Below are 19,667 nucleotides of genomic sequence, written 5' to 3' on the forward strand. Positions count from 1 at the left end.
GAAGGTTACAGAAAAATATTGACAAACGTGATATAATGGGTTGGTAAGTCTTTAAGCATTAAGACCCACTGTAAAATAAAAAGAGAGAAGTTAATTGAGTGAACTCTAATTACAAGATAAAATCAGGCTGATACTGGATTTCATAAGTTCGATTTGTTGCTACAGCTGTTTGATTTTCCTTGTAGAGGAGTAGGAAGTCTAAGTATGAATTTTCAACAACTAACCAATCTCCAATATTGGGCCAGTTTGTTTTCTGACCCTTGGAGGATTGTAATTAATATTATTGACGTCGCTATCGTCGCATGGATTCTATATTATCTAATCAAGGCCATTGCCGGTACCAAGATTATGATTTTGGTCCGCGGGGTGCTCTTCTTTATCTTGGCACAGTTTTTTGCCAATATCATCGGCTTGACCACCATTTCTTGGCTGATTAATCAGGTCATCACTTACGGGGTCATTGCGGCCGTGGTGATTTTCTCGCCTGAGATTCGGGCAGGATTGGAAAAGCTGGGCCGAGCAACGGATATTTTTTCTACGACGCCCATCAGTAACGAAGAAAAAATGGTTCAGGCCTTTGTCAAGTCTGTTGCCTATATGAGTCCGCGGAAAATCGGGGCTTTGGTGGCCATTCAGGGAACCCGCACCTTGCAGGAGTACATTGCAACAGGGATTCCCTTGGATGCAGATGTGTCCGGAGAGCTACTAATCAATATTTTCATCCCCAATACGCCATTGCATGATGGAGCTGTCATTATAAAAAACAATAAGATTGCGGCTTCCTGTGCCTACCTGCCTCTGACAGAAAGCAGCGGCATCTCTAAGGAGTTTGGAACTCGGCACCGCGCAGCTATTGGCCTGTCTGAAGTATCAGATGCGTTTACTTTTGTCGTTTCAGAAGAAACAGGCGGTATTTCCACTACGCACAATGGAATTTTCAAGCATGATTTGACTTTAGATGAGTTTGAGACAGAGCTGAGAAAGGTCTTCTTATCAGAGCAGGACAAGCCAGCAGGTTTGAAAAAACGCTTCATGGGAGGATGGAAGAAATGAAAAAACGTAAAAAAATTCTTTATATCATCTCTTCGTTTTTCTTTGCCCTAGTGCTTTTTGTCTATGCAACCTCTAGCAGTTATCAAAATAATACTGGAGTTCGGCAGGTCACATCTGAAACTTATACCAATACGGTTTCCAATGTGCCGATTGATATCAAATATGACAGTGAGAATTACTTTATCAGCGGCTTTACTTCTGAAGTTTCCGTCGCCCTGACAGGTTCCAACCGTGTCAATCTAGCCAGTGAAATGCAGGAAAGTACTCGGAAGTTTCGAGTTGTAGCTGATCTTTCCAAGGCTACAGAAGGAACAGTAGAGATTCCGCTAAAAGTGGAAAACCTGCCGAGCGGTCTGACTGCTACAGTCACTCCGCAGAAGATTTCTGTTAAGATTGGTAAAAAGGCCAGCAAGAAGGTTGAGGTTCGCTACCTCATCACAGACAGCCAGGTGGCTGAGAATGTGACGATCAGTGGTGTGACCTTGGAAAATAAGGAAGCTACAGTAACCAGTGACGAGGAGACCTTGTCTAAGATTGAATATGTCGTAGCCATTCTCCCGACCAATGTCATTATCACTGGTAACTATAGCGGGACAGCGCCGCTGCAGGCTGTTGATGGACAGGGGAATGTCATGCCAAGCGTGGTGACACCATTTGAAACGACTATGCGTGTCAACACTAAAACAGCAGACAACTCAGGCTCGTCCTCCTCTAACAGCAGCTCAAATACGAGCTCATCAAATAAAAACTAAATAAAATTTTGAAAATAAACTTGGATTAAAGCGGTCTGCCTTGCTTGTAGCCTAAATCTTTACATCCAGGTCTTATGAAAGGAAACTATTTATAATGGGTAAATACTTTGGAACCGATGGTGTTCGCGGAGAAGCAAATGTGGAATTAACGCCGGAATTGGCCTTTAAGCTCGGCCGCTTTGGTGGTTATGTTCTGAGTCAGCACGAAAGTGAAGTTCCTCGGGTCTTTGTTGGCCGTGATACTCGAATTTCAGGAGAAATGCTGGAAAGCGCCTTGGTTGCAGGACTTTTGTCCGTTGGGATTCATGTTTATAAGCTGGGTGTCATTGCAACGCCTGGTGTAGCTTATCTGGTTAAGTCAGAGAAAGCCAGCGCGGGAGTCATGATTTCTGCCAGCCACAATCCAGCTTTGGATAATGGTATCAAATTCTTTGGTGGTGACGGCTATAAACTGGATGATGAGCGTGAGTTGGAAATCGAAGCTTTGCTGGACGCAGCGGAAGACACCTTGCCACGTCCAAGCGCCGAAGGTTTAGGTGACTTGGTTGATTATCCAGAAGGACTGCGCAAGTATCAACAATACTTGGTTTCAACTGGTTTGGAACTAGAAGGAATGCATGTGGCCTTAGATACGGCCAACGGTGCGGCTTCTACCAGCGCCCGTCAGATTTTTGCGGATCTCGGCGCACAGTTGACGATTATCGGAGAAAATCCAGACGGCCTCAATATCAATCTGAATGTCGGGTCTACACATCCAGAAGCTTTGCAGGAAGTTGTTTGTGAGTCTGGTGCAGCGATTGGTCTGGCCTTTGATGGAGATAGCGATCGCTTGATTGCAGTGGATGAAAATGGTGAGCTAGTAGATGGTGACAAGATTATGTTCATCATCGGCAAGTACCTGTCTGAAAAAGGCGAGCTGGCGCAGAATACGATTGTTACGACTGTTATGTCCAACCTAGGCTTCCATAAGGCTTTGGATCGAGAAGGTATTCAAAAGGCTGTGACAGCAGTTGGTGACCGCTATGTCGTAGAGGAAATGCGTAAGAATGGCTATAATCTTGGTGGTGAGCAGTCTGGACATGTTATCATCATGGACTACAATACGACAGGTGACGGTCAGCTTTCAGCTGTGCAATTGACCAAGGTCATGCAGGAAACAGGTAAGAAACTATCCGAATTGGCCGCTGAAGTAACCATCTATCCGCAGAAACTAGTCAATATCCGTGTGGAAAACAGCATGAAGGATAAGGCGATGGAAGTTCCAGCTATTAAGACGGTCATTGAGAAAATGGAAGCTGAAATGGCTGGCAATGGCCGGATTTTGGTTCGTCCGAGTGGAACTGAGCCTCTGCTGAGGGTCATGGCTGAAGCACCAACTGACGAAGAAGTAAATTATTATGTAGATACCATTGCTAATGTTGTTCGAGATGAAATTGGAATAGACTAATTAATGTAAAGAAACTGAGACATAACGTCTTGGTTTTTTTACATTTATGTGAATATTTAAACACTTTGATACAAAATGTTGATAAATTGCAATACTCTTGGTATAATAAGCTATGAAAGGAGAAAAAGATGAAAAATAAAAATACAATTATTTTTAAAATTCTTATCTTATTAACAGCTATTGTTACAGGTTTAGGTTTTGCTGCTCGAACTCAGGCTTCTGAAGTAACTGAATACAGTCAGCAAACCAGCATTACTAAGGATGGTGAGCCATTAACAAGTGACTCAACTGTTAAGACTAATGAAACCTTGTCTGTAACAACCAACTTCACATTTCCTGCGGCTCAAAATATAGCTGAAGGGGATACCCTGACTTTTAAACTTCCGGAAGAATTAAGTCTGATTACTGCCTTAAACTTCGATGTCTATGATGTTGTTAATCATACGGGAGAGTTAGTCGGTACAGCTCAAACTGATCCAGCGACCCATTCGGTTACAGTAACCTTCAGTAACTACTTCACAAACTATACACAAAAGAAAGAGCTTTCTCTGACTTTTAATGTACGAATGAATAACGAAAAAGTTAAAGAATCAGGTCCTGTTTCCTTCAAATTTGGCCAGACAGACTTTTCTTTCCAATACCAAAAGGAAGATGGAACTGCTGGTGAATATGAAATGAAATATGGCTACCAAGACAGTAGCGATCCAAGCATTGTCAAGTGGCGTATTATCCTGAATGCAAGACAGGACATGCTTCGTAACATGGTAATTTCAGACAACTTTGGTGATGGTCTGACACTGGTACCGGGTACTCTGCGTGCAGTTCGTTATGCTCCTGTAGAAGGCGGTATCCGCAATGAAGCGCACTTGCTGACTCTGCCTGTTTTGGATAACTTTACTAACAAGGCAGTTCTAACCCAAAACGCCAATGGCGATGCTAACGGTTTTACCATCAACTTTGGTGATAACTACAACTGGCCAATGTACATCGAGTACTCTACTCGCGTACCAGAAGGTACAAAAGTGGGTGATGTGGTTAACAACAAGTTATCATGGACAGCTAAAGGATTCCCAGAGCGTACTATTACTAAGTCAGTCCGCTTGGAAGACGGTTCTGGTAAAGGAAGCGCAGTTTTAGCAAAAGATGTGAAGATTCAGGCTCAGAAAAAGCTTGTTAACAAAGAATTAGAAAAGGGTCAGTTTACCTTTGGTCTCTTTGACGAAAACGGTGTTTTACTTCAAACAGCTACCAATGAAGCTGATGGTTCTATCAATTTCAAGGCCTTGAACTATAGTGCAGCTGGTACTTACCGCTACAGCATCAAGGAAATCCCAGGAAATGATCCTAACTACGTCTATGATGACAAGGAAGCTCAACTGACAGTTACTGTAACAGATGTTAATGGTGAGTTTTTAGGCTCTGTTAAATATGATTTGGATCCAGTCTTTACAAATACCTATAGAGGTAATGATCCAGGCAAGGCAGTTCAGCCACCTAACCCTGGAAATAACAACAATCCAAATAACAACCCTAACAATAACCCAAATAATAATCCAAACAACAACCCAAATAATACCCCAGGCAATGGTAACAATACCCCTGGTAACAGTTCCGACAATCCAAAGGGTGGAACAGACAATTCAGGGAATGGAAATAACAATTCAAACAACGGTACCAATGATCCAGGTGCTGCAGGAGGCAACAAAAAGGTTCTGCCTAAGACTGGTCAAGAAACGACACTTTGGCTGTCACTTGCAGGTTTGGCAATCTTAGTTGGCTTTGGAAGCTATGTCTTTCTTCAAAAAAAGACTAGATAAAATTCAAAGGTTTTAAGAGTTTTCTCTTAAAGCCTTTTTGCATACTTTTCCATTTGAAAAAACGGAGCAATCGTGTTAGAATAGACCTAGTAATTTTTAAAGGATAGAGGTGTTATCGTGGCTTTTGGTGACAATGGACAACGCAAAAAAACAGGATTTGAAAAATTGACGATGCTGGTCGTGATTATCATGCTCATCGTGACAGTTGGAGCTATCTTTGCTTCTGCTCTCAGCGCAATCTTTTAATCCAGACGCTTCAGGGCGTTTTTTTAGACTAGAAAAAGAGAATAGAAAAAATGAGTATGTTTTTAGATACAGCCAAGATTCAAGTTAAGGCTGGCAATGGTGGCGATGGAATGGTGGCCTTTCGCCGTGAAAAATATGTTCCTAATGGTGGTCCTTGGGGCGGTGATGGTGGTCGTGGCGGCAATGTTATTTTTATCGTAGACGAAGGTCTGCGTACCCTGATGGATTTTCGCTACAATCGCCACTTCAAGGCTCAGTCTGGTGAAAAGGGTATGACCAAGGGAATGCATGGCCGAGGGGCTGAGGACTTGATTGTTCGAGTGCCACAGGGGACGACGGTTCGTGATGCAGATACTGGCAAGGTGCTGACGGATTTGGTAGAAAATGGTCAAGAATTTATCGTAGCGCGTGGTGGCCGAGGCGGTCGCGGAAATATCCGCTTTGCAACGCCTAAAAATCCTGCTCCGGAGATTTCTGAGAACGGAGAACCAGGTCAAGAGCGAGAGCTTCTGCTGGAGCTCAAGGTTCTAGCAGACGTTGGTCTGGTCGGATTCCCATCTGTCGGGAAATCCACTTTGCTTAGTGTCATCACAGCAGCTAAGCCTAAGATTGGTGCTTATCATTTTACGACCATCGTGCCTAATCTAGGCATGGTTCGCACTCACTCTGGAGAGTCCTTTGCAGTAGCAGATCTACCAGGTTTGATTGAGGGGGCCAGTCAAGGGGTTGGACTGGGAACCCAGTTTCTCCGTCATATTGAGCGGACAAGGGTTATCCTGCATGTCATCGATATGTCAGCAAGTGAGGGACGTGACCCTTATGAGGACTATCTAGCTATCAATAAAGAGTTGGAATCCTACAATCTTCGTCTCATGGAGCGCCCGCAGATTATTGTTGCCAACAAGATGGATATGCCGGAAAGTGCTGAAAATCTCAAGGAATTTAAAGAGAAATTGGCAGCTAATTATGATGAGTTTGCTGACCTACCGCAAATCTTCCCCATTTCCAGTCTTACCAAGCAGGGACTTGCGACCCTCTTGGATGCGACCGCAGAATTACTGGATAAGACGCCAGAGTTCTTGCTTTACGATGAGTCTGAAATGGAAGAAGAAGCTTACTATGGCTTTGACGAAGAAGCACCAGCCTTTGAAATTTCTCGTGATGATGATGCGACTTGGGTGCTGTCAGGTGAAAAGCTGGAGAAACTCTTTAATATGACCAACTTTGACCGCGATGAAGCAGTCATGAAATTTGCCCGTCAGCTGCGTGGTATGGGCGTTGATGAAGCCCTTCGTGCTCGCGGAGCCAAGGATGGTGACCTGGTCCGCATCGGCAAGTTTGAGTTTGAATTCGTTGACTAAGGAGGCTTGCAATGGGTGATAAACCAATATCCTTCCGAGATGAAAATGGAAACTTTGTCTCTGCAGCCGATGTCTGGAATGCAGAAAAGCTAGAAGAGCTCTTTAATAAACTCAACCCCAAACGCAAGCTGCGTTTAGAAAGAGAAGCATTAGCGAAAGCAGAAGAGGAATAAGATAAAAAGCAGCTGAGCAGGAAATAATCCTACTCAGCTGCTTTTTTTGCGCCAAAGATGTATTCGTTAAGGTAATTAACCTTTGTTTTAAGCAAAGATTTTAGGACTGACTGTTTTTATTCGAGGGAGAGCAGCTAGGCAGACACCTAGAACGATAAGCTTGTCTGCATAATCAGTCAGTATTTGGACGAGGACGATACTAAGGACGGGGTTGACTCCCATTCCCCTCAGGGCTTGGACGATGAGACTGGATCCGCTGGATGTTATGCCTCCGAAAAGCAGGACAGTGATTGCAGAGGCTACTAGGGTACCCGGAAGGGCTACCAATAGGGTTTTCCAGAGAAGACTGAGCTTTAAGCTTCCTTTTTCTTTAAAAAACCAAGCTGCTGAAAGAGCAATGATGATAGCGGCAGGCGAGTAGTAGAGAGAAAAGATATCGGTTGTCATCCAGCCAATGAGGGCGCTGAGAAAGGCAACGCCAGCCCCAGCAAGAGGCCCTAAGGTCAAGCTAGCTAGAATCGTTCCAAAGGTATCTAGATAGATAGGCAATTTCAGAAATAGTGCAATATTAGCTCCTACGTAGTTAAGAGCAATACAGATAGACAAGAAGCTTAAGATAAGGGGTGTTGATTTTTTCATGATAAAGTTTTCCTCATAAAAGTGATGATAGGTCTCGAGCAATCGTTTCCTTAGGCTGATTCAGGAGGATAGCTAAGAAGTCTTGGAAGAAGAGTGAGGGACTGACTTGAGTTGCAATATAGGCATTGGCTGGTTGATGATAGAAGTCATAAGCATCAACCACGGTCTGTCCAAGAGCAATGCCTTCGGTCACGACTTCGACATAGGAGTCAAAGCCCGTACAAAGGTCTTCATGCAGAAAATGAGCAATAGCCAGCGGATCATTGATAACACAGCCGATGATATGCTCGTATTCCCAGTGGAAGTCCCAGTAGAAACGTGTGATACGGCCGACAAATTCAGCTACTTCTGGCTGCAGGAAACGCATGTACTCTAACAGATTAGGGGTGAGGACGATGGCGCGTGTGACATCCAGTCCCACCATCTCGATTTTTCGGCCTAACTTTTGATAGACAAATTGAGCGGCGTGTGGGTCACACCAGTAGTTATACTCGGCTACAGGTGAGCAGTTGCCATGAGATTTGTAGCTGCCGCCCATGCTGACAAAACGTTTGATTTGTTGTCCTATTTGTGGATTTTTCTCTATAGCCATTGCTAGATTAGTCAATGGTCCTAAGGTGATAAGGGAAGTGTCCTGAGTCTTCTGGAAATAGGTAGCCAGAAATTCAGAAGCTTTCTGAGACTGGGGCTGACAATTGCTTGTCCGATTGATTCTGCTCTCGCCTAAACCATCCATACCGTGGGTATCTTGAGCTGAAACGAAGTTACGGACTAGAGGCTTGTCTGCACCTGCATAGACTGGGATATCTAACCGATTCAGTCTTTCTAATATTTTAAAGGCATTTTCAACACCAAGGTCTACTGGGACATTTCCAGCGACGATGGTCAGTGCTACTACTTCTAGATCGGGATGTTGAATGGCATAGATTAGGGCTAGACTGTCATCTATACCAGGGTCACAGTCGATAATGATTTTTCTTTTCATGAGTTCTCCTTTGCCTATATAAAAATGAGGTTGAGACAATTGGTCCCAACCTCTTAACAGCCTGCCTAATCGAGGAGACGGCAAAAAAACTATGCGCAAGACATTTTAAATACAATATAAAGGCACTTAGTTTTTTATTCTGGGAAGTTTTCGAACCAGTCCAAAACCTAGGTTTTGATTTCTCTGTTTTTCTATCATAAATAAAAATAAGGAAAAAGTCAATGGGAGTAAGCCTAACATGGCCACCCCCATCTTTTTATGGTATAATGAAAAAAATAAGTAGGAGAAGTGATAATTATGGCAAAAACGATTCATACAGATAAAGCACCAGCAGCGATTGGACCTTATGTTCAAGGAAAAATTGTCGGCAATCTTTTGTTCGCGAGCGGGCAAATTCCCCTGTCTCCTGAAACTGGAGAAATTGTTGGGACGACTATTGAAGAGCAGACCCAGCAGGTGCTAAAAAATGTTTCAGCCATTTTGGAAGCCGCTGGAACAGACTTTGACCATGTGGTCAAGGCTACTTGCTTCTTGAGTGATATCAATGATTTTGTGGCCTTTAATGAAGTTTACAAAACAGCCTTTACAGAAGCATTTCCAGCTCGTTCAGCAGTCGAAGTGGCTCGCCTGCCTAAGGATGTGAAGATTGAGATTGAGGTTATTGCCGAGATTCTCTAAAAAAGAGCAGGGGAAAACCACTCTTTGACGGATTCTATCTGATGAAAGGATTATTATGTCTGAGAAGAAAATTCAGCTTGTCATTGTGACTGGAATGAGCGGGGCAGGGAAAACCGTAGCCATCCAGTCCTTTGAAGACTTAGGTTATTTTACCATTGATAATATGCCGCCAACTCTGGTGCCGAAGTTCTTGCAGCTGGTCGAAGGGACCACTGACAATGATAAATTGGCTCTGGTTGTCGATATGCGCAGCCGTTCCTTCTTTTTGCAAATTCAGAACGTTTTGGATGAATTAGAGCAAAATGAGAATATAGATTTCAAGATTCTTTTCCTAGATGCAGCTGATAAGGAGTTAGTGGCTCGTTACAAGGAAACGCGTCGTAGCCATCCGTTGGCAGCTGATGGACGGATTTTAGATGGGATTAAATTGGAGCGCGAACTCTTAGCACCTCTGAAGAATCTAAGCCAAAATGTCGTGGACACAACAGATTTGACGCCAAGGGAACTCAGAAAGACCATCTCTGAACAATTTTCAAATCAGGCTGACATGCATAGTTTCCGCATTGAGGTCATGAGTTTTGGTTTCAAATACGGTCTGCCTTTGGATGCAGACTTGGTCTTTGATGTGCGCTTTCTGCCCAATCCCTACTATAAACCTGAACTGCGCAATCAAACTGGCTTGGACAAGGATGTCTTTGATTATGTCATGAACCATGCCGAGTCAGAAGAATTTTACAAGAACTTGCTAGGCTTGATTGAGCCTATTTTGCCGGGATATCAGAAGGAAGGAAAGTCTATCCTGACTATCGCTGTGGGCTGTACGGGTGGTCAGCACCGCAGTGTAGCCTTTGCTCAGCGCTTAGCAGATGATTTGGCTAAAAATTGGCCGGTCAATGCCAGCCACCGCGACAAAAACCGTCGGAAAGAAACGGTGAACCGCTCATGAGAAAGCCACGAATTACAGTCATTGGCGGTGGAACAGGAATTTCAGTTATTTTAGACAGCCTGCGTAAAAAGGATGTAGAGATTACAGCCATTGTCACAGTAGCAGATGATGGAGGCAGTTCTGGTGAGCTGCGAAAAAACATCCAACAGCTAACTCCGCCAGGTGACTTGCGAAATGTCTTGGTAGCTATGTCTGACATGCCAAAGTTTTATGAGAAGGTCTTCCAGTATCGCTTTGCGGAAGGAGACGGCGTTCTAGCGGGGCATCCCTTGGGCAATCTGATTATTGCCGGTATTTCCGAAATGCAGGGCTCAACTTATAATGCCATGCAGCTTCTAACCAAGTTTTTCCATACGACAGGCAAAATCTACCCTTCTAGTGACACCCCTTTAACTCTGCATGCTGTGTTTGCAGATGGGACGGAAGTTGTCGGTGAAAGCAATCTGACCAGCAAGAGTGGAATGATTGAGCGGGTCTATGTGACCAATACCTATGATGACCAGAAGCCTGCTGCCAGTAAAAAGGTAGTCGAGAGCATCTTAGAAAGCGATATGGTGGTTCTGGGACCAGGTTCACTATTTACCTCTATCTTGCCTAATCTCGTTATTGAGGAAATTGGCCAAGCTCTTCTAGACACCAAGGCAGAAGTGGCCTATGTCTGCAATATCATGACCCAACGCGGCGAAACAGAGCATTTTTCAGACAGCGACCACGTCCAAGTCCTGCACCGTCATTTAGGCAGGAAGTTTGTAGATACAGTCTTGGTCAATATCGAACCTGTCCCTCATGAGTATATGGACAGTAACCAGTTTGACGAATATCTGATACAGGTGGAGCATGATTTTCAGGGGTTGCAAGAGCAGGTTCCGCGAGTTATTTCTTCGAATTTTCTGCGTTTGGAAAATGGCGGAGCGTTCCATGATGGTGAGTTGGTTGTTGACGAATTGATGCAGATTATACAGGTACGCAAATGAGCTTTACAGTAAAAGTAAAAGAAGAATTGCTGAGTCTGGCAAACAGAGATAAAAATGAGCTGTCAGCCATGATCAAGATGTCTGGCAGTTTGGGCTTGGCCAGCAGTGGTTTGACCCTGTCTGTCACAACAGAAAATGCCAAGATTGCCCGCCATCTCTATGAGTTACTGTCGGACCTTTATCAGGTCAAGTCAGAAATCCGCCACCATCAGAAGACCAACTTGCGCAAGAACCGTGTTTATACAGTATTTCTAGATCAGAAAGTGGAAGAAATCCTTTCTGACCTGCACTTGGCTGACTCCTTTTTTGGTATCGAGGCAGGGATTGACCAGGCTATTTTGACTGATGACGAAGCCAGTCGAGCCTACCTACGGGGAGCCTTTCTCTCAAATGGCAGCATGCGGGAGCCAGACTCAGGCAAGTACCAGCTGGAAATCCTGTCCGTTTATCTGGATCATGCTGAGGACTTGGCTGCCTTGATGCGTCGTTTTCTGCTTGATGCCAAGACCATCGAGCGCAAGAAGGGGGCTGTCACTTATCTGCAGAGAGCTGAAGACATCATGGATTTTCTCATTGTCATCGGGGCTATGGAAGCCATGGCTGAGTTTGAGTCTCTTAAGCTCATGCGGGAAGCGCGCAATGACCTCAATCGCGCCAATAATGCGGAGACAGCGAACATCGCTCGCACGGTCACAGCCAGTATGAAAACCATCAACAATATTGCTAAAATCAGTGATAATATTGGCATTGAGAGTCTACCTGTAGACCTGCAGGAGGTAGCCCAGCTTCGCATCCAGCATCCAGACTACTCCATCCAGCAGTTGGCTGATAGTCTGAGCCGGCCACTGACTAAGAGCGGCGTCAATCATCGCTTGAGAAAAATCAATAAAATCGCAGATGAATTATAAAAGCTGCTGAGCTTGAGCTCGGCAGCTGTTTTTTTATAGGCTTGTAGAATGTTTGGGTTGGACTTTTTGCTCAGGATAGATATGGTTAATGGCATTGTTGACAGCAGTAGGTGCCTCACCTAACCCAGTCGCAATCAAGTCAATCTTTCCCTCGTAGCTGCAGCAGTCACCAGCTGCATAGATACCTGGCACGGAAGTTTCTTGCTTGCTATTGACCAAAATTTTGTGACGGTTGAGCTCCAAGCCCCAATCTTTGAGATTGCCGACAGAGGATTTAAAACCGTAGTTGACAAAGAGGTGATCCAGAGGCAGAAGCTGACTTTCCTCTCCTTTGACTTGGCTGATTTCCAAGTGGGTTATCTTGCCATTTTCACCAACCAATCGGCTCGGTATAAATGGTGTCTTAATCTCAACACTAGAAGCCTTGAGTTCTTCCACACTATGCTCTAAAGCTCGGAAGTTGTCCCGACGATGAACCAGACTGGTTTCTGCAATCTTTTCAAAAGCTAGCGCCCAGTCAACAGCCGAGTCACCGCCGCCCAGAACAACAACCTTTTTGCCTGCGTACTGACTGATGTTTGAAACGTGATAGTGGAGGTTGCTGTAGGCTTCAGCATCGTCTAGCTCCAAAGCTCTCGGTTTGAAGGCGCCACCTCCCATGGCGATGATGATGGTTTTGGTTTGATGCTGGGCTTGAGAAGTCGTGATAGAGAAGCCATCACCAGATTTAACGATATTCAGAACCGTTTCATTGAGGCAAATCTCTGTCTGGAATGTTTCTAGTTGCTCAATCAGACGCTGTGTCAACTCTTCGCCACTTAGATTGGTAAAGCCTGGCACATCCAGAATCTTCTTCTCTGGATAGAGAATGGCCGGCTGACCGCCCAGTTGAGGCAGGGAATCAATGATTTTAACCTTGGCTTGGCGCAGATGAGCGTAAAAAGCTGCGAATAGGCCAACTGGACCGCCGCCGACAATCGTAATATCATACAGTTCAGACATAATTTTCCTCAATCTTTTTAAAATAAACTAGCATTATTGTACCACAAAAAGGGATTGAAATGTAAGTAAATGTTTTAAAGGCATCTTAAAAGCCCCATTAGGGGCTTAAAATTAGATAGCAAATAAATCATTAAGGTTTTCAGCCAGCGTTGGGTGGGTGAAGATTTGCTTGCTCAAGTAGGTGTAAGGAATCTTATTATCCATGGCTACAGTCAGGATATTGATAATTTCCTGAGCTCCAGCTGAGAAGATAGTTGCCCCGACAATTTCCTTGGTTTCAGTGTTGACAACGGCCTTGAAGGCACCACGCAAGTCAGCATTGACATGACCACGAGGCATTGCTGCGACTGGAATCTCCTTAACTGCAATCGGTAGGCCTTGCTCTTTGGCTTCCTTTTCAGTCAATCCGATTTGAGCCAAAGGTGGTGTGATGAACATGCTGGTAGGGACGTTCTTACGGTCTTCCAGTGTGTAGCTGCCATCGCCAGCCAGATAGCTATAAAGGATACGGAAGTCATCCAATGAGATATAAGTGAACTGCAGACCGCCATTGACATCGCCCGCTGCAAATACGCCAGGTACAGATGTTTCCAAGTGCTTATCGACCTTAATCGCTCCGCGCTCTGTCAGCTCGATATCTGTATTTTCCAAGTGAAGTGGTTCAATATTCGGCTTACGGCCGGTAGCATAGAGCAGGGCGTCAAAACGAAACTCTCCATCCTCTGTTACAACCACAACTTCAGCACCATCATTTTTGACCTGTGTGGTACGTACATTTTGTAAGAGTTGGATTCCGTCTTCTTCCATGTATTGCTTAGCTAGAGCAGCGATAGAAGGCTCAACTCGAGGGAGAAAGACAGGCGCAGCATCCAGCACAGTCACCTGGCTACCCAATTTATTGTAGAGTCCAGCGAATTCTAGTCCGATGTTACCGCCGCCCAGAACTCCCAAGCGTTTAGGAAGTTCCTTCAGATTTTGGATGCCAGTTGAGTCATAGACATGCTCGGTTTCAGTCAGTCCAGGAATTGGCAGGACATTGGAAACGGCACCGGTATTGATAACAATAGTTTCAGCCGTCAATTCCTCTTTCTCATCGCCAGCTGTGATTTCGATGACCTTATTTGAAAGAAAATGAGCTTCCGCATCAATGATGTCAACACCAGCACCACTGATTGCTGCATAGTTCTTCCCGTTGAGACGGCTGGTAACAGCATTCTTTTCAGCCATGACTTGGTCGAAAGCCAGGCCTTTTTCAGCTGCGACGAGCAGGGTCTTGGTTGGGATGCAGGCGATATTGATACAGGTTCCCCCGTACATAGCCTTGCTTCGCTCAATCAAAGCAACTTTTTTTCCTTGGGCCGCCATTTTGGCTGCCAATGTTTTACCGGCCTTCCCAAAGCCGATGACAATTAAATCATAGGTTAACATAATTTACCTCCATTTTTCAAAAAAGATTGTATCACATCTAGTCAGAAATTGCTGATTTCTGCTACGCTTTTTTTCTTCAGTATTTTTACTCACACTTTTTATACAAACTGTCCATTTTTGAGCAAGATTTTCGCAGTTCCAGTTAGTCTGTGTTATACTAAGCTTCGTTATTTATTTTAGGAGGGTGAAATGTCTATTATTACACTGATTTTGGCAAGCTTAGTTGCCTTGGAATTTTTCTATATCCTGTACTTGGAGACCATTGCGACGACTTCTGAAGCAACAGCTCGGGTTTTCGGTATGTCACAAGAGGAGTTGGAGCAGCAGTCGGTCAATACACTTTTCAAAAACCAAGGAGTTTATAACGGATTGATAGCTGTTTTGGTCTTGATTGCGGCCTTTGTACAGCCTAGTTCTTTTTGGCTGGGAATTTTTATGGTTTATATCATCTTGGTGGCAGCATACGGTGCAGTGACCAGTGACCCCAAAATCCTGTTCAAGCAGGGAGGGCTGGCTATGCTGACCCTGCTTAGTTTATTTTTCTAAATAGAGTGAGAAAAATTGATTTCCCACTCTTTTTTTATATAATGATTGACTTTTTTATTAGACAAGTGTAGAATAAAATTAGAAATAGCATTAATTTAGAAAGCGCGTGGGAACGATGAAAAGATCTATTAAACGTTTGCCAGACGGGGAATTTACTATTTTAAAGGTAATTTGGCAACTGCCTACCCCGACGACCTCTGCCCGTATCATGGAAAAGCTGGGACCAGACAATCACTGGAAGCCCCAGACTTTGCTGACAGTCTTGGCTCGCTTGACTGAAAAGGGCTTTTTAGAAAGTGTCCGTAAGGGGCGTGAAAGGCAGTATACAGCCTTGATCTCAGAAGATGAGTATCTGGAAGTTGAGGCTTCGGATTTCTTGAAGCGTCACAGCGGCCGTTCAATGGGCGGTTTTGTCAAAACACTCTTTTCTTCTAACTCCTTTTCGGAAAATGAATTGGATGAGCTGCGTAGTTTGCTCAACCAAGGAAAGTAGGATGGAGGGATAAGCATGAAACAGTTCCTTCTTTCTTTTCTGCTGACCAGTTTGTTGACATCCATTTTGGTGCTGTTGCTTAGTCTGCTTTTTACGGCCTTTAAGACTAAGATTTCGGTCAGAGTGAAGTATTTTATTTGGTTTCTGATATTGCTAAGTTTTCTGTTTCCGTTCCGTCCTCAGTTCGGCTCAGGCCTGATTCGGCTGAATACAGGATCGGTAGTTCAGACAGCAGTGACTGCCACCCAGACAGGTGGAGCTCAGGGCGCTTCTCCAGCAGTTGAAAAAGCTGCCCAGCCAAATCTGTGGGAAGCTTTTCTGGGTCTACCTTGGTTTGAAATTCTCTTTACCATCTGGCTGATTGGCTTTGTCTTTAGCATAGGAAGATACGCTTATTCTTATATTCGCTTCAGAAAGATGCTGAAGCGCTGGGGCACGGAGTTTCAGGACGAAGAAGCGATGGCTCAGCTGCGGGCTGTTCAGCAGGAGATGGGAGTTAAGGGCCGGATTCGTCTGCTCCACTATCCTATGTCCCAAAGTCCTATGCTGCTAGGTTTCAGAGATATTTTAATCGTGCTGCCAGAGTTGGACTACACGGAGGAAGAGCTGCAGCTGATTTTCAAGCATGAGCTGACTCACTACAAACACCGCGATGTTTTAGTTAATCTCTTAGGGATTTTCGCCAAGAGTCTGCACTGGTTTAATCCGGTTGTCCGCTTTGCCTGCCGTGAAACTCAGGAAGCAGGAGAAATGTACTGTGACTATGATGTTCTGAGCAGTAGAGATACAGAGTATCGGACTTTCTACGGTGAAACGATTTTGACCATGATAGACCGCAGTAAGAAGACCCCAATTGCTCTGACGACCTGCTTTTACTCTGACAAGTTTAATCTCAAGCGGCGGATTGTCGGTATCATGGATAACCGCCTGCCTAAGAGGTTTCTGTCTGCTGCCTTTGTAGTAGCAGTCCCTCTCCTTTTGCTCTTGACTAGCTCGGTCTTTGCCTTAGAAAGCCCAGAAGCTCAACAAAGCAAGCCTGTGACGGGGCAAAAACAGTCTCAAGGTCTCAGTCAGCGTCAGGCACTAGCATCCGTCTTAAAAGAGCTGTCTCTTTCTGAAACAGATATTAAAGATTTACAAATTTCGCGTGAGAAAGACACTTATAAGATTCGCTTCTCACACGGGCAAACGGCCCATGAAACCATTGTCAGTGCTAAGGATGGAAAACTGATCCAATCCAAGCAGTATACCATTGTCGAAAAGACAGTAACGGTTGAAAAAGAAGTCAGCCCATCCTCGTCTGCTGCATCGACTCCAGCTGATAACAGCTCTACTGCAGGTGCAGGAAATACGGGAGCAGCGGGCTCTACTGGAGCTAGTACAGCGACTGTTCAAACTCCGTCTCAGAACAGTTCCTCTCATACGACAGACACCGATGATCCGGACGATGATGATGACCATGATGACGATTAAATAAAGGATTCTGCCAGTTTAAGTTTCTTAAAAGCTTAGACTGGTAGAATTTTATTATCTTCTCAAAGGGGGATTTAGAAATCCTCCAAGAGCAGTTAGTCATCAGTTTATCTTTATTTTAGGACGATTTTGCTTACAGTTTGCACTTCGTTTCCTAATGCTAAAAAAGATGAAAGATTATTTATCTTTTTTCTTGACATTCACAAACGACAATTGTAGAATATATTTATAAACTACATTTGTAGAATGTTTTTGAAAAATACTGCTTGGAAAGGAGAAGAAAGTAAAGCTTATCCAGACGCTTGTAGGATGCAGAGCGGAAGCTCTATTTCTTTTAAAAGCATAAACTACACTTGTAGAATCAAAGGAGAATTCAAATGAAACAAAAGCAAATCCAAACAAATTTCCAACGAATCGAAACGAAGTATATTCTTGACCGGGCAATGCTAGCTCGTCTTGAAGCTGACATGAGACCTTACCTCACCGCAGATGATTATGCGACATCAACCATTTCTAATGTGTATTTTGATAATGATGAGTTCCAGATGATTCAGGATTCTATTGCCAGAAAAGGCGGTCGCGAAAAAATGCGGATGCGGACTTATGCTGAGCAGCCGAATGATGATAGTCAAGTTTTCTTGGAAATCAAGAAGAAACGGGATGAAGTAGGTTTCAAATACCGTTTGGTTTCGAATCCTCTCTCTGTGACCAACTATATTGTGAACGGTGTGGCAGACCATACTATTTCTGATGATCGGGTCAAGGCAGAAGTGGAGCAGTTACAGGAGCGCTATATAGACTTGAAGCCAAAAATGGTGATTAGCTATGATCGCTACTCTATGAGAGGCTTGGAAGATAAAAAAGTCCGTGTGACAGTTGATTCCAACATCCGCTACCGTGATTATGATGTAGACTTGGCTTTAGGCCGCTATGGACTGCCCTTGCTGGATGACGACAAGGTAATTATGGAAATCAAGGTTCCTGGTCAATATCCTCAGTGGTTGGCTGATATTCTGAACAAATACGGTCTTGAAGACCAGTCCTTCTCAAAATACGGCAATGCCTACCTGAAAACTAAAGAAAGGCTGACTCAAACAGTCAAGGCCTAAGGAGGTAGTCTATGCTCAATCAGTTATTTAACAGTATCTACTCCTCTACGGAAGTCAAGATAAATCCTTTAGCATTGATTTTTTCACTAGCAACTAGTGTGGTTTTAGGAATTATCTTGGCCAAGGTCTATAAGCGCCAAACCATTTATACCAAGGAATTTGTCGTCACCCTCTCCCTTTTGCCAGCCATTATTTCCATTATCATCTTCTTGGTTAATGGAAATTTGGGCACCAGTGTCGCCGTAGCAGGGACTTTCAGTTTGATTCGCTTCCGGTCGGCCGCGGGTGGCTCCAAGGAGCTTCTAGCCATCTTTATGGCGACGGCTATTGGGATTACAACGGGGATGGGCTTTGTAGCACTGGGAATTGTCTTTACTCTAGCTATTTCAGGCATCTGGATGCTCTTTGAAAAGATGAGCTTTACTTCAGTCAGTCCGACCAGACGTTATGTCCAGGTTCAGGTTCCAGCTGACTTTGACTACGAAGTACTCTTTGATGCTATCTTTGAAACGACTTGTAAATCAGCCGAACTGACATCTCTCAAGTCGGCTGAAAAGAAGTCTATCAAGCTGGACTATGTTGTTGACTTGAATCCTGACATGAGCGACAGAGAGCTCATTCAGCAGTTCCTGTTCTATGATAAGGTGCAGGACATTTCCCTTTCCAAAGCTGCTAAGAAGCGTAAAACCCTCTAAGCAAAAGAAGACCAGCTGCAGCAGAGCAGTTGGTCTTCTTGTTTGTATCATAAAAAGGAGCTACATTATACTTACAGAAAATACTTGACACTCTTTTCTATATGTGGTATGATTATATAGATTTTGGACTTGAAGGGAGTGAAAAAAATGTCAAAAACAGTAGTACGCAAGAATGAATCACTTGATGATGCACTTCGTCGTTTCAAACGTGCGGTTACTAAAGCTGGTACTCTTCAAGAAACACGCAAACGTGAATTCTATGAAAAACCTTCTGTAAAACGCAAACGCAAATCAGAAGCAGCTCGTAAACGTAAAAAATTCTAATTGAACAAAAAAGCAGACTCCGGTCTGTTTTTTGTTTTGGTTATTTGGAGAGAAGAGGATGATTATGAGCAACATGAAAGAAAAAAACACTGATTTTCATCAGTGAATTCTCTTTATTTTTTCTCAGCCAACAAAGCTTTGATTTCTTGCAGGACTTCCAATTCAGTTGGTCCAGCTGGCGCTTCTTCAACTTCTTCCTTCTTCTTAGCAAGGCTTTGTGCTTTTTCAGCAGACTTGACGATGAAGAAGAGAACAGTACCGATTACCAAGAAGTTAATTACAGCGCTCAAGAAGTTACCATAAGCGATCCCGTTCCATTTCAGATCAGCAATTTGCTCCAATTTTGCAGCTTTCAAAATTGGGTTGAGGAAGAGAGGAGTGATTACGTCAGTAATCAATGAAGTGACGATTGCTCCAAAAGCGTTGGCGATGATTACACCGACTGCCAAATCAATCACGTTCCCGCGCAGCAAGAATTCTTTAAGATCCTTTAACATTCTTTCTTTCCTTTCAAGAATTTATTAATGAGATTATATTATAGCTTATTTATATGACATCCTCAAGATATTTGCTTGTCAAATATTTTACATTTGCATCATTTTAGTATAAAATATAGAA

Annotated in this window: 22 protein-coding genes and 1 riboswitch; of the genes, 17 read left to right on the top strand and 5 right to left on the bottom strand. The window is 43.9% G+C overall.

Annotated elements, in window-relative coordinates; genetic code table 11:
- The first annotated feature begins 204 nt into the window (after window positions 1–204).
- The 7 genes from cdaA (at window position 205) to QZ169_RS05155 (ending at window position 6,849) form a co-directional block, all read left to right on the top strand.
- Complete coding sequence (gene cdaA / locus QZ169_RS05125) at window positions 205–1,053, top strand: diadenylate cyclase CdaA (RefSeq protein ID WP_268681781.1); 849 nt, start codon at window positions 205–207, stop codon at window positions 1,051–1,053.
- Window positions 1,041–1,805, top strand: coding sequence for a YbbR-like domain-containing protein (locus tag QZ169_RS05130; RefSeq protein ID WP_295505190.1), 765 nt, complete (start codon window positions 1,041–1,043; stop codon window positions 1,803–1,805). Before cdaA ends, QZ169_RS05130 begins: the two co-directional genes overlap by 13 nt.
- A 94-nt stretch (window positions 1,806–1,899) precedes the next feature.
- Complete coding sequence (glmM, locus tag QZ169_RS05135; protein WP_295505191.1) at window positions 1,900–3,252, top strand: phosphoglucosamine mutase; 1,353 nt, start codon at window positions 1,900–1,902, stop codon at window positions 3,250–3,252.
- Window positions 3,253–3,380: 128 nt separating this feature from the next.
- On the top strand, window positions 3,381–5,069 hold the full coding sequence (locus QZ169_RS05140; RefSeq protein ID WP_295505192.1) for an Ig-like domain-containing protein: 1,689 nt from the start codon (window positions 3,381–3,383) through the stop codon (window positions 5,067–5,069).
- A gap of 117 nt (window positions 5,070–5,186) precedes the next feature.
- Window positions 5,187–5,315: a DUF4044 domain-containing protein gene (locus QZ169_RS05145; protein ID WP_002895969.1), complete on the top strand. Its 129-nt coding sequence runs from the start codon at window positions 5,187–5,189 to the stop codon at window positions 5,313–5,315.
- A gap of 50 nt (window positions 5,316–5,365) precedes the next feature.
- Window positions 5,366–6,676, top strand: coding sequence for a GTPase ObgE (obgE, locus tag QZ169_RS05150; RefSeq protein WP_295505193.1), 1,311 nt, complete (start codon window positions 5,366–5,368; stop codon window positions 6,674–6,676).
- A gap of 11 nt (window positions 6,677–6,687) precedes the next feature.
- Window positions 6,688–6,849: a hypothetical protein gene (locus tag QZ169_RS05155; RefSeq protein ID WP_002895966.1), complete on the top strand. Its 162-nt coding sequence runs from the start codon at window positions 6,688–6,690 to the stop codon at window positions 6,847–6,849.
- 87 nt (window positions 6,850–6,936) lie between these two features.
- On the opposite strand, the gene QZ169_RS05160 is transcribed toward QZ169_RS05155, so the two are convergent.
- Together QZ169_RS05160 and QZ169_RS05165 are read right to left on the bottom strand one after the other, a co-directional pair.
- Window positions 6,937–7,488 (bottom strand): ECF transporter S component, encoded by a 552-nt coding sequence (locus tag QZ169_RS05160; protein ID WP_002910157.1) that lies wholly within the window; start codon window positions 7,486–7,488, stop codon window positions 6,937–6,939.
- A 13-nt stretch (window positions 7,489–7,501) separates the two neighbouring features.
- Window positions 7,502–8,473, bottom strand: a complete 972-nt coding sequence (locus QZ169_RS05165) for a nucleoside hydrolase (protein ID WP_295505194.1) — start codon at window positions 8,471–8,473, stop codon at window positions 7,502–7,504.
- A 120-nt stretch (window positions 8,474–8,593) separates the two neighbouring features.
- Window positions 8,594–8,638, bottom strand: a riboswitch (PreQ1 riboswitch).
- A gap of 132 nt (window positions 8,639–8,770) precedes the next feature.
- Here QZ169_RS05165 and QZ169_RS05170 point away from each other — a divergent pair.
- From QZ169_RS05170 to whiA, 4 genes are read left to right on the top strand one after another with little or no spacing between them, the layout of a single operon-like run.
- The gene (locus tag QZ169_RS05170) at window positions 8,771–9,151 is read left to right on the top strand and encodes a RidA family protein (protein WP_002906916.1); all 381 of its coding nucleotides are present in this window, start codon (window positions 8,771–8,773) and stop codon (window positions 9,149–9,151) included.
- 55 nt (window positions 9,152–9,206) lie between these two features.
- Complete coding sequence (gene rapZ, locus QZ169_RS05175) at window positions 9,207–10,097, top strand: RNase adapter RapZ (protein ID WP_002921728.1); 891 nt, start codon at window positions 9,207–9,209, stop codon at window positions 10,095–10,097.
- Window positions 10,094–11,071: a YvcK family protein gene (locus QZ169_RS05180; RefSeq protein ID WP_002904170.1), complete on the top strand. Its 978-nt coding sequence runs from the start codon at window positions 10,094–10,096 to the stop codon at window positions 11,069–11,071. The genes rapZ and QZ169_RS05180 overlap by 4 nt, the downstream gene beginning before the upstream one ends.
- Window positions 11,068–11,979: a DNA-binding protein WhiA gene (gene whiA / locus QZ169_RS05185; protein ID WP_002895960.1), complete on the top strand. Its 912-nt coding sequence runs from the start codon at window positions 11,068–11,070 to the stop codon at window positions 11,977–11,979. The genes QZ169_RS05180 and whiA overlap by 4 nt, the downstream gene beginning before the upstream one ends.
- A 33-nt stretch (window positions 11,980–12,012) precedes the next feature.
- On the opposite strand, the gene QZ169_RS05190 is transcribed toward whiA, so the two are convergent.
- A complete protein-coding gene (locus QZ169_RS05190; RefSeq protein ID WP_002904171.1) occupies window positions 12,013–12,981 on the bottom strand; it encodes an NAD(P)/FAD-dependent oxidoreductase in 969 nt (322 codons plus the stop codon).
- A gap of 111 nt (window positions 12,982–13,092) precedes the next feature.
- Window positions 13,093–14,409, bottom strand: coding sequence for an FAD-containing oxidoreductase (locus QZ169_RS05195; protein ID WP_125381797.1), 1,317 nt, complete (start codon window positions 14,407–14,409; stop codon window positions 13,093–13,095).
- Window positions 14,410–14,598: 189 nt separating this feature from the next.
- On the opposite strand from QZ169_RS05195, the gene QZ169_RS05200 reads away from it, so the two are divergent.
- From QZ169_RS05200 to rpsU, 6 genes are all read left to right on the top strand, one after another.
- On the top strand, window positions 14,599–14,955 hold the full coding sequence (locus QZ169_RS05200) for a DUF1304 domain-containing protein (RefSeq protein ID WP_049539381.1): 357 nt from the start codon (window positions 14,599–14,601) through the stop codon (window positions 14,953–14,955).
- A 115-nt stretch (window positions 14,956–15,070) separates the two neighbouring features.
- Window positions 15,071–15,448, top strand: coding sequence for a BlaI/MecI/CopY family transcriptional regulator (locus QZ169_RS05205; protein ID WP_002895954.1), 378 nt, complete (start codon window positions 15,071–15,073; stop codon window positions 15,446–15,448).
- 15 nt (window positions 15,449–15,463) lie between these two features.
- Window positions 15,464–16,921, top strand: coding sequence for a M56 family metallopeptidase (locus QZ169_RS05210; RefSeq protein ID WP_125381795.1), 1,458 nt, complete (start codon window positions 15,464–15,466; stop codon window positions 16,919–16,921).
- A 377-nt stretch (window positions 16,922–17,298) separates the two neighbouring features.
- On the top strand, window positions 17,299–18,030 hold the full coding sequence (locus QZ169_RS05215) for a polyphosphate polymerase domain-containing protein (RefSeq protein WP_002906906.1): 732 nt from the start codon (window positions 17,299–17,301) through the stop codon (window positions 18,028–18,030).
- Between the two features lie 11 nt (window positions 18,031–18,041).
- Window positions 18,042–18,725, top strand: coding sequence for a DUF4956 domain-containing protein (locus QZ169_RS05220; protein WP_002895949.1), 684 nt, complete (start codon window positions 18,042–18,044; stop codon window positions 18,723–18,725).
- 147 nt (window positions 18,726–18,872) lie between these two features.
- Window positions 18,873–19,049, top strand: a complete 177-nt coding sequence (gene rpsU / locus QZ169_RS05225) for a 30S ribosomal protein S21 (RefSeq protein ID WP_000048054.1) — start codon at window positions 18,873–18,875, stop codon at window positions 19,047–19,049.
- A 113-nt stretch (window positions 19,050–19,162) separates the two neighbouring features.
- Here the strand turns inward: rpsU and mscL are convergent, their stop codons facing one another.
- A complete protein-coding gene (gene mscL / locus QZ169_RS05230; protein ID WP_060976252.1) occupies window positions 19,163–19,546 on the bottom strand; it encodes a large conductance mechanosensitive channel protein MscL in 384 nt (127 codons plus the stop codon).
- Between the last annotated feature and the right edge of the window lie 121 nt (window positions 19,547–19,667).

The organism is uncultured Streptococcus sp., assembly GCF_905372115.1.
Classification (GTDB): Bacteria; Bacillota; Bacilli; order Lactobacillales; family Streptococcaceae; genus Streptococcus.

Coding starts and splice junctions, on each gene's coding strand:
- cdaA (WP_268681781.1), top strand. CDS start 205: ATGAATTTTCAACAACTAACCAATCTCCAATATTGGGCCAGTTTGTTT.
- QZ169_RS05130 (WP_295505190.1), top strand. CDS start 1,041: ATGGAAGAAATGAAAAAACGTAAAAAAATTCTTTATATCATCTCTTCG.
- glmM (WP_295505191.1), top strand. CDS start 1,900: ATGGGTAAATACTTTGGAACCGATGGTGTTCGCGGAGAAGCAAATGTG.
- QZ169_RS05140 (WP_295505192.1), top strand. CDS start 3,381: ATGAAAAATAAAAATACAATTATTTTTAAAATTCTTATCTTATTAACA.
- obgE (WP_295505193.1), top strand. CDS start 5,366: ATGAGTATGTTTTTAGATACAGCCAAGATTCAAGTTAAGGCTGGCAAT.
- QZ169_RS05155 (WP_002895966.1), top strand. CDS start 6,688: ATGGGTGATAAACCAATATCCTTCCGAGATGAAAATGGAAACTTTGTC.
- QZ169_RS05160 (WP_002910157.1), bottom strand. CDS start 7,488: ATGAAAAAATCAACACCCCTTATCTTAAGCTTCTTGTCTATCTGTATT.
- QZ169_RS05165 (WP_295505194.1), bottom strand. CDS start 8,473: ATGAAAAGAAAAATCATTATCGACTGTGACCCTGGTATAGATGACAGT.
- QZ169_RS05170 (WP_002906916.1), top strand. CDS start 8,771: ATGGCAAAAACGATTCATACAGATAAAGCACCAGCAGCGATTGGACCT.
- rapZ (WP_002921728.1), top strand. CDS start 9,207: ATGTCTGAGAAGAAAATTCAGCTTGTCATTGTGACTGGAATGAGCGGG.
- QZ169_RS05180 (WP_002904170.1), top strand. CDS start 10,094: ATGAGAAAGCCACGAATTACAGTCATTGGCGGTGGAACAGGAATTTCA.
- whiA (WP_002895960.1), top strand. CDS start 11,068: ATGAGCTTTACAGTAAAAGTAAAAGAAGAATTGCTGAGTCTGGCAAAC.
- QZ169_RS05190 (WP_002904171.1), bottom strand. CDS start 12,981: ATGTCTGAACTGTATGATATTACGATTGTCGGCGGCGGTCCAGTTGGC.
- QZ169_RS05195 (WP_125381797.1), bottom strand. CDS start 14,409: ATGTTAACCTATGATTTAATTGTCATCGGCTTTGGGAAGGCCGGTAAA.
- QZ169_RS05200 (WP_049539381.1), top strand. CDS start 14,599: ATGTCTATTATTACACTGATTTTGGCAAGCTTAGTTGCCTTGGAATTT.
- QZ169_RS05205 (WP_002895954.1), top strand. CDS start 15,071: ATGAAAAGATCTATTAAACGTTTGCCAGACGGGGAATTTACTATTTTA.
- QZ169_RS05210 (WP_125381795.1), top strand. CDS start 15,464: ATGAAACAGTTCCTTCTTTCTTTTCTGCTGACCAGTTTGTTGACATCC.
- QZ169_RS05215 (WP_002906906.1), top strand. CDS start 17,299: ATGAAACAAAAGCAAATCCAAACAAATTTCCAACGAATCGAAACGAAG.
- QZ169_RS05220 (WP_002895949.1), top strand. CDS start 18,042: ATGCTCAATCAGTTATTTAACAGTATCTACTCCTCTACGGAAGTCAAG.
- rpsU (WP_000048054.1), top strand. CDS start 18,873: ATGTCAAAAACAGTAGTACGCAAGAATGAATCACTTGATGATGCACTT.
- mscL (WP_060976252.1), bottom strand. CDS start 19,546: ATGTTAAAGGATCTTAAAGAATTCTTGCTGCGCGGGAACGTGATTGAT.